Genomic DNA, 11,618 nt, shown 5'->3' with positions numbered 1-11,618 from the left:
TTTTGTTAATTTTCGGTTCGGTTTATACTCGTAAACCTAAAACTTTTCAAAATGGTTTACAAGTCGATTATGACCCAGGACGATCTCGCCTTCGACAAGCAGCATATCTGGCACCCCTACACCTCCACGACCACCCCCTTGCCCGTCTATCCGGTGGCTTCAGCTCACGGGTGTGAACTGCATCTCGCCAGCGGCGAAGCGTTGGTTGACGGGATGTCCTCCTGGTGGGCGGCCATTCACGGGTACAACCACCCGCGTCTGAATGCCGCAATGAAAACGCAGATTGACCAGATGTCGCACGTGATGTTCGGCGGGATCACCCATCAACCTGCGGTTGACCTTTGCCGTCGCCTGGTGGCGATGACCCCCGACGCGCTGGAGTGCGTGTTCCTGGCGGATTCCGGCTCCGTGGCCGTCGAAGTGGCGATGAAAATGGCGCTGCAGTACTGGCACGCTAAAGGTGAACCTCGCCAGCGTTTCCTCACCTTCCGCAACGGCTATCACGGAGATACCTTCGGCGCGATGTCGGTCTGTGACCCGGATAACTCCATGCACAGCCTGTGGAAGGGGTATCTGCCGGAGAACCTGTTTGCCCCGGCACCACAGAGCCGGTTTGATGGCGAGTGGAATGAAGCCGATATGGTGGGCTTTGCCCGTCTGATGGCGGCACATCGCCATGAAATTGCTGCCGTTATTCTTGAGCCGGTTGTACAGGGCGCGGGTGGAATGCGGATGTATCACCCGGAGTGGCTGAAGCGTATTCGTAAGATGTGCGACCGCGAAGGTATTCTGCTGATTGCCGATGAGATCGCCACCGGATTTGGCCGCACCGGCAAGCTGTTTGCCTGCGAACATGCGGGTATCGCGCCGGATATTCTGTGCCTGGGGAAAGCCCTGACCGGCGGCACCATGACGCTCTCTGCCACGCTCACCACCCGTCACGTTGCCGACACCATCAGCAACGGCGAAGCGGGCTGCTTTATGCACGGCCCGACGTTTATGGGCAACCCGCTGGCCTGCGCGGTGGCAAGCGAAAGCCTTGCCATTCTGGAAAGCGGTGAGTGGCGCATGCAGGTCTCAGCCATTGAAATGCAGCTCAGACACGAACTGAGTGCAGCCTCTGGCGCTGAGTTCGTGGCGGACGTTCGTGTGCTGGGTGCCATCGGCGTGATTGAGACAACCCATCCGGTGAACATGGCTGCACTGCAGCGCTTCTTCGTTGAACAGGGTGTATGGGTGCGTCCTTTCGGTAAGCTTATCTACCTGATGCCGCCGTATATCATTACTGAAGCTCAGTTGAGTACGCTGACGGATGCCGTCGTTGCAGCCGTTAACATTCCCGCACATTTTTCGATTTAACCCAATGCGTTAGCTTCGGTACTCTGTTTATGCATTACACTTTTTGCATGATCGGGTACCGAGGGTAAATCGTATGAACATCACCAGTCAGGATCTGCGCGACGGCGAAAAGCTGCCTGAACGCCATGTTTTCAACGGGATGGGATATCAGGGGGATAATATTTCTCCGCATCTGGCGTGGGACGATATCCCTGTGGGAACCAAAAGTTTTGTCGTGACCTGCTACGACCCGGATGCCCCAACCGGCTCCGGCTGGTGGCACTGGATTGTGGCTAACCTGCCTGCGAATACGCGTGAATTGCCGCAGGGCTCAGGCTCCGGTCGGGTTGCCCTGCCTGGCGGTGCTATCCAGACCCGTACCGATTTTGGTAAAGCGGGTTACGGTGGTGCAGCACCACCAAAAGGGGAAACCCACCGCTATATCTTCACGGTGCATGCGCTGGACGTAGACAAGATTGAGGTCGATGAAGGGGCGAGCGGCGCGATGGTAGGCTTTAACGTGCATTTCCACTCGCTGGGTAGTGCGTCGATTACGGCGATGTATTCGTAATAGTGCGGGCTGATGCCCTCACCCCGGCCCTCTCCCACTGTACGGTCCGGGGACATGGTAGACAGGTGTTCGGGGACATGGTGAACACTTTTTAACATCCTTTACCTATGGTGATCGACTTTTTCTTCAGGTCGATCACCCCCACTTTCGTGCTGTACCACCACACGTCATAACAGCCGTCTTCCTGTGTTTCCCTCAGCCCTACCCGTTCCCCCCTGAACGCCTTGCCTGCGCTCAGACTGACTCCTTTCACGCTCAGCTTCCCGCTGATATCGACTTTCCTGACCATCACCCCCTCATCGTATTCCGGTGGGATTGTGTTGCCGTTGTACTGTCGTGCGGACGGCTGATACCGGGAGGCCGGAACGTTCATACCCAGCGCCTCGTGCGGTCGTTCAAGGTTATAGACGGTGCGCCAGTGTTCAAATGCACGCTGCAGTTCACCGCTGTCCGCGAACCACTTCCCCTGCAACACTTCCGCCTTCAGGCTGCGGTGAAAACGCTCCAGCTTGCCCTGTGTCTGCGGATGATATGGCCGGGAGTGCCCCACCCGGATACCCAGGCGCATCAGCCACAGCTCCAGTGCCGTCCAGATGCCGGTGGTGTCGCCCCACGGCGCTCCGTTATCCATCGTCATCCTGTCCGGCAGACCGTAGCGTTCAAACACGCTGACCAGCTGCTGCTGTACGGTCTCACGCCGTTCATCGGTGCAGTGTGCCAGGCACAGGGAAAAGCGGGAGTGGTCATCCAGCAGGGTGAGCGGATGACAGCGGCCACCACCAAAGGGAAAGTGTCCCTTAAAATCCATCTGCCAGAGGCGATTGGGCGCATCATGTTCGAACCGCCCTGAGGCCGGAATGCCCGGTGAAACGCCCGGCAGCAGACCGTGGCGGGCCATCAGGTTATGGACGGTGCTGAAAGCGGGCATGCAGTGCCCCAGGTCTTCCAGCCAGCGCTTAATCTTGCGTGCGCCCCAGCGTTCATGACGGTCATGTGCCATGCGCAGCAGAGCAGTGATGTCATCAGATGAGCGGTTCGGGGAATGATGAGGTATACGGGGCCGGTCCAGAAGGCCGGATGCGCCTTCCTGAGCCCAGCGCTGAAGCCACTTATAGCCAGTGGCAGGCGAAATGCCGTAGTGACGGCACAGGGAACGGATGTTCGCCCCGTCCTGCGAGGCAAACAAAACAAACCCGGTACGTAATGACATGGTATCTCTCGCATCCCAGGGCATAAGTGACTCCATAAACGGGTTCTTATGCCTTAGTTGTAAGTGTCTACCATGTCCCCGAACAAGTGTTCACTATGTCCCCGGACTGTACACCCACAGGGAGAGGGCGAAAACCTAACCATTCCCTCCCCCTGTGGGAGAGGGTTAGGGTGAGGGCAAAAACATCACAGCACGGAAGGCAACAACCCCACCAGCCGTCCTTCATCCAGAAGCTGCATCGCCTTATCAATATCCGGGGCAAAGAAGCGATCGTCATCGTAATGTGAAACCTGCTCGCGCAGCACATGACGCGCCTGCTCCAGCAGCGGACTGGATTTTAGCCCCTCACGCAAATCCATCCCCTGACAGGCTGCCAGCCACTCGACGGCCAGCACGCCACGGGTATTGGATGCCATTTCCCACAGACGACGCCCGGCAGCCGGAGCCATAGAGACATGGTCTTCCTGGTTCGCTGACGTTGGCAGGCTGTCCACGCTGTGCGGATGCGACAACGCTTTGTTCTCGCTCGCCAGCGCCGCAGCCGTCACCTGAGCAATCATAAAGCCCGAGTTGACCCCGCCGTTACGTACCAGGAACGGTGGCAACTGGGACATATGTTTATCCATCATCAGCGCGATACGACGCTCTGATAAGGCTCCCACTTCGGCAATCGCCAGCGCGATATTATCCGCCGCCATCGCCACAGGCTCCGCGTGGAAGTTACCGCCGGAAACCACCTCGTTTTCCTGCGCGAACACCAGCGGGTTATCGGACACCGCGTTGGCTTCCACCAGCAGCACCTCTGCCGCCTGGCGCAGTTGCGTCAGACACGCCCCCATCACCTGTGGCTGACAGCGCAGCGAGTATGGATCCTGCACCTTGTCACAGTTGTGGTGTGAATCTGCAATGCCACTGGTCTCGGTGAGCACATGGCGGTACATCGCGGCGGCGTCAATCTGCCCCCGCTGACCGCGCACTTCGTGAATGCGGGCATCGAACGGGCGACGAGAGCCAAGCACGGCCTCCGTGGTCAGCGCACCACACACCACCGCCGAAGCAAACAGATCTTCCGCTTCAAACAGACCGCGCAGCGCAAATGCCGTCGACGCCTGAGTCCCGTTGAGCAGCGCCAGCCCCTCTTTCGCCGCCAGCGTAATTGGCGTTAACCCGGCTTTTTTCAGCGCCTCTTTCGCAGGAAGCCACTCCCCCTGCCAGCGCGCTTTGCCCTCACCCAGCAACAACAATGACATGTGCGCCAGCGGAGCCAGGTCGCCGGACGCGCCGACAGACCCTTTCGCCGGGATCCACGGATACACTTCCGCATTCACCAGCGTCATCAGCGACTGGATCACGCTCAGACGAATACCGGAGAAGCCGCGCGCCAGACTGTTGATTTTGAGCACCATCATCAGACGGACAATCTCATCATCCAGCGGCTGACCGACGCCCGCGGCGTGCGACAGCACCAGCGAACGTTGTAAATTTTCCAGATCGTGCGTGGCGATACGGGTCTGCGCCAGCAGGCCAAACCCGGTGTTGATACCGTAGGCGGTGCGCCCTTCGGCAACGATAGCTTCAACGCAGGCGACGCTGTCATTAATAGCGCGATGGGCACTTTCATCAAGCGAGAGCGTGACTGGTTGACGCCAGACGTTACGCAGCTGTTTTAACGTCAGTGAACCTGGGGTGAGTGTTAATGCGTTCATTAATGCTTTCCTTGTGTGGCAGGGATCATCGGCAGGTTTAGCCCCTGCTCTTTGGCACATTCAATCGCAATCTCGTAACCCGCATCGGCGTGACGCATCACGCCCGTTGCCGGGTCGTTATGCAACACGCGGGCGATGCGCGCTGCAGCTTCATCCGTGCCGTCGCACACGATGACCATCCCCGAATGCTGGGAGAAGCCCATCCCCACGCCGCCACCGTGGTGTAATGACACCCAGGTTGCACCGCTGGCGGTATTCAGTAAGGCATTCAGTAACGGCCAGTCGGACACCGCATCGGAGCCATCACGCATGGCTTCAGTTTCACGGTTCGGGCTGGCAACGGAGCCGGAGTCCAGATGGTCACGGCCAATGACAATCGGCGCGGACACTTCACCGCTGCGCACCATTTCGTTAAAGGCCAGACCGAGTTTTTGCCGCCACTCCAGCCCTACCCAGCAGATACGCGCCGGTAAGCCCTGGAAATTGATGCGCTCACGAGCCATATCCAGCCAGTGGTGCAGGTGTTCGTCGTCGGCGACAATCTCCTTCACTTTGGCATCGGTTTTGTAGATGTCCTCCGGGTCGCCGGACAGGGCAACCCAGCGGAACGGACCAATGCCCCGGCAGAACAGCGGACGAATATAGGCAGGAACGAATCCTGGGAAATCAAACGCATTACTGACGCCCATCTCTTTCGCCATCTGGCGGATGTTGTTGCCGTAATCAAAGGTCGGAATGCCCATCTGGCTGAAGGCCAGCATGGCGCTGACGTGCCCGGCCATTGAACGTTTAGCGGCAAGCACCGTGCCTTCCGGGTCAGTTTCGGCTTTTTGCTGATAGGCTTCCCACGTCCAGCCTTGCGGCAGATAACCGTGCAGTGGGTCATGGGCGCTGGTCTGGTCGGTGACGAGATCCGGACGCACTCCACGGGCCACCAGTTCAGGGAGAATGTCCGCCGCGTTGCCGCACAGCGCAATCGACACAGCTTTGCCTTCGGCGGTGTATTTTTGAATACGTGCCAGCGCATCGTCCAGGTTTTCAGCCTGTTCATCGACGTAGCGGGTACGCAGGCGGAAATCAATGCGGCTCTGCTGGCACTCAATGTTCAGCGAGCAAGCTCCGGCAAGGGTCGCGGCCAGCGGTTGTGCGCCGCCCATCCCGCCCAGGCCTGCGGTGAGTACCCAGCGACCTTTCAGCGAGCCGTTATAGTGCTGACGACCGGCTTCGACGAAGGTTTCGTAGGTGCCCTGCACAATCCCCTGGCTGCCGATATAAATCCAGCTACCCGCCGTCATCTGGCCATACATCGCCAGACCTTTGGCATCCAGCTCGTTGAAGTGTTCCCAGGTTGCCCAGTGCGGTACCAGGTTCGAGTTGGCGATCAGCACGCGTGGCGCGTTCTTATGCGTTTTAAACACGCCAACTGGTTTACCGGACTGCACCAGCAAGGTTTCGTCGTGTTCAAGGTTGGTCAGGGATTCAACAATTGCGTCATAGCATTCCCAGTTGCGAGCGGCGCGGCCAATGCCGCCGTAGACCACCAGCTCGTGAGGATTTTCCGCCACCTCAGGATCAAGGTTGTTCATCAACATGCGCAGCGGTGCTTCGGTGAGCCAGCTTTTTGCGGTAAGTGTGGTACCTCGCGGGGCGCGGATATCCTGCTGGCGGTATTTACCTGACGACATTGTGTGTTCCTCATTCGGGACAGAAGATACAAATAGATATACTTGTATAGACAAGCACACACAAGGTCGAATTTAACAAAAAAAATACAATTTTGTTATATTGCGTTAGCTATCACGCTTTTAAAACTTATGACATAAAGTGGCCCTGCAGCCGGTAACGATCCCCGGGGAAAAGCAGCTTTGCATGCGACACAATCTGTGATGATGACCAGGTTCGACGGCGGATCAGCAGGCACGGATCATGCTCCTTAATCCGCAACAGCTCGCACTCCTGCGGTGTGGCGCGCACCGCTTCCACGATGTGCTCCCCTTCCGTCAGCGGTGCAACGAGCGAAAGATACGCATGCGGCGTAGTGTGGGTATAATCCTGAACAAGGTAATCCGGCACCCGCTCAGCATTTACGCAGCGGTCTTCAATCTGCACCGGAATATCGTTCTCAAAATGCACCATCACGGAATGAAAGATGCGGGTTCCCTCCTTGACGTTCAGCTCCACGGCCTGCTCGGCGCTGGCCTGCGTCTCTTCGAGCACCAGCACTTCGCAATGGTGCTGATGGTTACGCGCAGCAATCTCATCGGCAATGCTGCGGATTTCAAACAGCGCTGACTGTCCTTTGGGTTCAGCCACAAACGTTCCGACCCCCTGCAGGCGCACCAGAAGACCTTCATCCGTCAGTTCGCGTAGCGCCCGGTTGATGGTCATCCGGCTAAAACCAAACTGCGCCACCAGCTCAGCCTCCGACGGAATGCGATCGTGAGGACGCCAGACGCCAGCAGCAATTTTTTCGCTTATCGCCTGCTTTACCTTTTCATAAAAAGGCGCAGGAGGGCTGGATTGAGGTGAGCGAGAAAACATCATGACTCCTTCAGTGTTGTTATGCCCACCAGTGAGCAATTTGCCAGGCCAGACGGGCAGCAAGCCGTGCCCCTTGTCCGTCCCGATCGTAGTGCGGGTTGAACTCTACCAGATCCGCCGCCTGTAATTTTCCACTACGACAAATACGTTCAATAACTGGCAAAAGCTCCAGCGCGGGTATCCCTAACGCCGCGGGTGCAGAGACGGCAGGCATCTCACCTGCGGGCAGGACATCCAGGTCAATGGTAAGGTAAACGCGATCGGCCTGCGCCAGCACCTTTTCCAGTGAAGGTAACGCATCGCGACGGAAATGGAGATCTTCCACCAGCGTCACGTTCAGTCGTTCCGCCTCATCCCACAGCGCCTGAGTATTCGCCGCGCGGCTTACGCCAAAGCAGGCATACTGAAACACCCGCGACTGTTCGGCGCAGTAGTGAGCCAGCTGGCGAAACGGTGTACCGGAGGTCGCGCATTCGGCCTTGCGCAGATCAAGATGCGCATCAAGGTTGATCACCACCACGCGGTCGTCCGGGAATGCATCCAGCACCCCGCGCCCATGCGCCCAGGCGGTTTCGTGCCCACCGCCCAAAACCAGCGTGCGCATTCCGGCGCGCTGGCATGACGTCACTGCATCACTTAACGCCCGCTGAGCGGCCTCCAGCGCATCGCCCTCAACGGAAATGGAGCCCATATCTGCCAGCCGTTCATGTCCCTGATGGCTGGCCATATTTGCCAGCGCCCTGCGCAGTACATCGGGAGCCTGCACCGCACCGGGTCTGCCATGATTACGCTTTACCCCTTCATCACATTCAAAACCTATCAGGGCAATACCTGATGATATGGGAGTCAACTGTTCCGGCTGGTGTATTGTCTGGAAAATGCGTTTTGCATTGCTGGCTTCGGCGCTGTCATCGCGCCCCTGCCAGACTGTCTGTGAAACGGGCCGCCAGAGCGTCATACTCCCTCCCCACGGAAAATACGTTGATACAGCGGATTGCGTCCCGGCTCGTAGACCATTTCCACCGGGTGGTGCGCATCCCAGACGATAAAGTCAGCCACGTATCCGGCCTGTAATTGCCCGTGCGTCGCGCCACGTCCCAGTGCCTGCGCCGCATGTCGCGTCACGCCTGCCCAGGCTTCTTCTGGTGTCAGACCAAACTGAACACAGGCCATATTCATCGCCAGATGAATGCTCGCAAACGGGCTGGTGCCAGGGTTGTAGTCGGTGGCAACGGCCATCGGTATGCCCTGTTTTCTGAGCTGTTCAACAGGTGGGCGCTGACGCTCCTGAAGAAAATAGAATGCGCCAGGTAACAGCACCGCAACCGTGCCGTTGTGTGCCATCGCCTGAATGCCTGTCTCGTCGAGATATTCAATATGATCGGCGGAAAGCCCTTTATAGCGACTGACCAGCGCGGCACCGCCCTGATTCGACAACTGCTCCACGTGCCCTTTCACCGGAATACCCAGCGCGACAGCGGCCTGGAAGAGCCGCTCGGTTTGCGCCAGCGTGAAGCCCACATTTTCGCAAAAGACATCCACCGCTTCGAACAGGCCTTTTTGCCACAGGGAGGGCATGATCTCTTCGCAGACCAGCGCCAGATAAGCGTCGGGGTTCTGTCGGTATTCTGCGGGCACGGCATGAGCGGCAAGCAGCGTTGGGCTGATGTCGACCGGATTATCCTGCGCAAGCTGATTCGCCACCTGCAGCATCTTCTCTTCGGCTTCGGCGTTCAGCCCGTATCCCGATTTAATTTCAAGGGTCGTGACGCCTTCAGCCATCAAACGCTGAAGACGCTGCTGCGCCAGGCGCAACAAGGTTTCTGGCGTGCTGTTACGGGTCGCCGTCACGGTAGCGTTAATTCCACCGCCCTGCGCGCTGATGGTCTGGTATGAAATACCGTTCAGGCGTTGCTCCCATTCCGCCGCGCGATCGCCGCCAAACACAAGATGGGTATGACAGTCGATAAGACCCGGCGTCACCAGACGCCCCTGGAGATCGACGCTGTTATGATGCCCGGAAGGGATGTCTGACTCAGGCACGACGGCCAGAAGTGTCTGACCGCGAACCACCAGGGCGTGTTGTTCTTTCAGGCCATACGGCGCAGACTCACCGGGAACCATTGTTGCCAGTCGCGCATTTCGCCATATCACATCGTTGGGATGAAGCTGCTGCATGGGGCGTTTCACTTGTCATGGGTTGTATAGACATTTATTTTCATCTGCTGTCTGCTGTCAACCGACTTTGTGGAAAATGTTATTTATTTGTGATGACTTCCCTGCCTCCTGAGGGTGAAAAATGCAACTTTTACCCTTTTGATCTTCCCGTTTCGCTCAACTTAGTATAAAAAAGCAGGCTATTTCGTCTATCCCGTAAAGACTTGCATACCCAGGAGCTCTACCTTGAACATTTCCAGGATTTCCCGTCTGGCGTTAGCACTCGCCTTTGGCGTGACATTATCCGCATGCAGCTCAACTCCACCGGATCAGCGGCCTTCTGAGCAGGTTGCGCCGGGTACCGCTTCCCGTCCGATCCTGTCCGCTGATGAAGCGAAAAACTTCAACCGCGCACACTACTTCTCAGCGATGGATCCGAACGCTGCACCGTGGACACCGTCTTCTGTTAACCTGCCGAAGCAGCCTGACTTCGTTGTTGGCCCGGCAGGTGCGCAGGGCGTAACGCATACCTCTGTTCAGGCTGCGGTTGACGCTGCCATCACCAAACACAGTGCATCACGTCAGTACATCGCGATCCTGCCAGGTGACTATGAAGGCACCGTTTACGTTCCGGCCGCACCAGGCAGTATTACTCTTTACGGCCTGGGCGAAAAAGCGCTCGACGTGAAAATTGGTCTGGCGATTGATTCTGAAACCGATAGCACCACCTGGCGTCGTCTGGTGAACCCGGCAGGGAAATACATGCCAGGTAAACCCGCGTGGTATATGTTTGATAACTGTCAGAGCAAGCGCTCCGCCACCATTGGCGTGATGTGCTCTGCCGTATTCTGGTCACAGAACAACGGCCTGCAGCTGCAAAACCTGACCATTCAGAACACCCTGGGTGACAGCGTTGACGCGGGCAACCATCAGGCCGTGGCACTGCGTAGCGATGGCGACCAGGTGCAGATTAACAACGTGAACATTCTGGGCCGCCAGAACACCTTCTTCGTGACCAACAGTGGCGTGCAGAACACCCTGCAGAATAACCGTCTGACACGTACTCTGGTGACCAACAGCTACGTTGAAGGCGACGTGGACCTGGTGTCTGGTCGCGGTGCGGTGGTGTTTGATAACACCGACTTCCGCGTGGTGAACTCACGTACTCAACAGGAAGGTTATGTGTTTGCTCCGGCGACACCGTCTAACCTCTTCTACGGTTTCCTGGCAGTGAACAGTCGCTTCACCGCATCCGGTGACAATGTGGCGCAGCTGGGCCGTTCTCTGGATGTGGACTCCGCCACCAACGGTCAGGTTGTGATCCGCGACAGCGTGATCAACGAAGGTTTCAACATGGCAAAACCGTGGGCAGATGCGGCCATCTCTAAACGTCCGTTCTCTGGCAATACCGGTGCTGTGGACGATAAAGGAAACGTGCAGCGCAATCTGAACGACGCTAACTTCAACCGCATGTGGGAATACAACAACCGCGGGCTGGGTAGCAAAGTGGTTGCTGAGCCGAAGCAGTAAGATGTGAGTAAAAGGGGGATTTCAATCCCCCTTTTACTGCGACTGAATGCGTCAGGCCCCAAACTTCAGATACGCATCCAGTAGTTGCATGATAGCAACCATGAGTTGCAGGAACAGAATTGCCCATTCCACACCGCTCATACGCCACTCCTTTGGTATAGAGCACTTCTCCTCTGGCTTACCTTTCCGCTGCCTGTCACCAGAAGGTGTGTTGGTTATGTTTTGATGTGCTCCGCAGTTTAGGCACTGTCGGCACCACCCGACAGCCAGGACTTAAAAAGGATCCTGAATTTCGGAACTGCAACACATCAAACCAACGGACAGAATGATATCAAATCACTACTGTACATAAAAACAGATAAAACCAGTTTAGGAATCTATAAAGAAAACGCCACTAACCAACTGATTATTTTATAAATAATATTATGTGTTCATTCCGTGATCTCTTTTCTTTATTGACGATGAATTTACATCGCCTTAAGCCAATATTATGATGACCATGTTGGTTACGTTTTGATGTGCTCACCCGGCAACCACCGGGCATAAAAAAACCTCGCATTCGCGA

The 11,618-nt window shown here is 56.8% G+C and carries 10 protein-coding genes; 3 read left to right on the top strand and 7 right to left on the bottom strand.

Annotation, left to right across the window (positions count from 1 at the left end):
* Positions 1 to 69 precede the first annotated feature (69 nt).
* Together bioA and HV318_RS20670 are read left to right on the top strand one after the other, a co-directional pair.
* On the top strand, positions 70 to 1,359 hold the full coding sequence (bioA, locus tag HV318_RS20675; RefSeq protein WP_395122400.1) for an adenosylmethionine--8-amino-7-oxononanoate transaminase: 1,290 nt from the start codon (positions 70 to 72) through the stop codon (positions 1,357 to 1,359).
* Positions 1,360 to 1,432: 73 nt separating this feature from the next.
* Positions 1,433 to 1,909, top strand: coding sequence for a kinase inhibitor (locus tag HV318_RS20670; protein ID WP_182274189.1), 477 nt, complete (start codon positions 1,433 to 1,435; stop codon positions 1,907 to 1,909).
* 91 nt (positions 1,910 to 2,000) lie between these two features.
* Here HV318_RS20670 and HV318_RS20665 read toward each other — a convergent pair whose 3' ends face one another.
* From HV318_RS20665 to hutI, 6 genes are all read right to left on the bottom strand, one after another.
* Positions 2,001 to 3,143 (bottom strand): IS481 family transposase, encoded by a 1,143-nt coding sequence (locus tag HV318_RS20665; protein WP_524537210.1) that lies wholly within the window; start codon positions 3,141 to 3,143, stop codon positions 2,001 to 2,003.
* A 161-nt stretch (positions 3,144 to 3,304) separates the two neighbouring features.
* Positions 3,305 to 4,825 carry a histidine ammonia-lyase gene (gene hutH, locus HV318_RS20660; RefSeq protein ID WP_182274188.1) on the bottom strand — a complete coding sequence of 507 codons (1,521 nt, stop codon included), beginning with the start codon at positions 4,823 to 4,825 and terminating at the stop codon, positions 3,305 to 3,307.
* The gene (hutU, locus tag HV318_RS20655) at positions 4,825 to 6,510 is read right to left on the bottom strand and encodes a urocanate hydratase (protein WP_182274187.1); all 1,686 of its coding nucleotides are present in this window, start codon (positions 6,508 to 6,510) and stop codon (positions 4,825 to 4,827) included. The genes hutH and hutU overlap by 1 nt, the downstream gene beginning before the upstream one ends.
* Before the next feature lie 127 nt (positions 6,511 to 6,637).
* Entirely contained in the window at positions 6,638 to 7,366 is a 729-nt protein-coding gene (locus HV318_RS20650) for a histidine utilization repressor (protein WP_182274646.1), read from the bottom strand.
* A gap of 19 nt (positions 7,367 to 7,385) precedes the next feature.
* Complete coding sequence (gene hutG, locus HV318_RS20645; RefSeq protein WP_182274186.1) at positions 7,386 to 8,324, bottom strand: formimidoylglutamase; 939 nt, start codon at positions 8,322 to 8,324, stop codon at positions 7,386 to 7,388.
* Complete coding sequence (gene hutI / locus HV318_RS20640) at positions 8,321 to 9,544, bottom strand: imidazolonepropionase (RefSeq protein WP_182274185.1); 1,224 nt, start codon at positions 9,542 to 9,544, stop codon at positions 8,321 to 8,323. Before hutI ends, hutG begins: the two co-directional genes overlap by 4 nt.
* Before the next feature lie 225 nt (positions 9,545 to 9,769).
* On the opposite strand from hutI, the gene HV318_RS20635 reads away from it, so the two are divergent.
* On the top strand, positions 9,770 to 11,053 hold the full coding sequence (locus tag HV318_RS20635) for a putative acyl-CoA thioester hydrolase (RefSeq protein ID WP_182274184.1): 1,284 nt from the start codon (positions 9,770 to 9,772) through the stop codon (positions 11,051 to 11,053).
* Between the two features lie 51 nt (positions 11,054 to 11,104).
* On the opposite strand, the gene tisB is transcribed toward HV318_RS20635, so the two are convergent.
* Complete coding sequence (gene tisB / locus HV318_RS20630; protein WP_023332440.1) at positions 11,105 to 11,194, bottom strand: type I toxin-antitoxin system toxin TisB; 90 nt, start codon at positions 11,192 to 11,194, stop codon at positions 11,105 to 11,107.
* Positions 11,195 to 11,618: the final 424 nt, after the last annotated feature.

This window comes from Enterobacter sp. RHBSTW-00901, from assembly GCF_014103115.1.
GTDB classification, from domain to species: Bacteria; Pseudomonadota; Gammaproteobacteria; order Enterobacterales; family Enterobacteriaceae; genus Enterobacter; species Enterobacter cloacae_P.
This window is presented reverse-complemented; position numbering and strand designations above follow the sequence as displayed.

Excerpts from the sequence above, each read along its gene's own strand:
- hutG (WP_182274186.1), bottom strand. The coding sequence starts at position 8,324 with ATGACGCTCTGGCGGCCCGTTTCACAGACAGTCTGGCAGGGGCGCGAT.
- hutU (WP_182274187.1), bottom strand. The coding sequence starts at position 6,510 with ATGTCGTCAGGTAAATACCGCCAGCAGGATATCCGCGCCCCGCGAGGT.
- hutI (WP_182274185.1), bottom strand. The coding sequence starts at position 9,544 with ATGCAGCAGCTTCATCCCAACGATGTGATATGGCGAAATGCGCGACTG.
- bioA (WP_395122400.1), top strand. The coding sequence starts at position 70 with ATGACCCAGGACGATCTCGCCTTCGACAAGCAGCATATCTGGCACCCC.
- HV318_RS20670 (WP_182274189.1), top strand. The coding sequence starts at position 1,433 with ATGAACATCACCAGTCAGGATCTGCGCGACGGCGAAAAGCTGCCTGAA.
- HV318_RS20665 (WP_524537210.1), bottom strand. The coding sequence starts at position 3,143 with ATGCCCTGGGATGCGAGAGATACCATGTCATTACGTACCGGGTTTGTT.
- HV318_RS20650 (WP_182274646.1), bottom strand. The coding sequence starts at position 7,366 with ATGTTTTCTCGCTCACCTCAATCCAGCCCTCCTGCGCCTTTTTATGAA.
- tisB (WP_023332440.1), bottom strand. The coding sequence starts at position 11,194 with ATGAGCGGTGTGGAATGGGCAATTCTGTTCCTGCAACTCATGGTTGCT.
- hutH (WP_182274188.1), bottom strand. The coding sequence starts at position 4,825 with ATGAACGCATTAACACTCACCCCAGGTTCACTGACGTTAAAACAGCTG.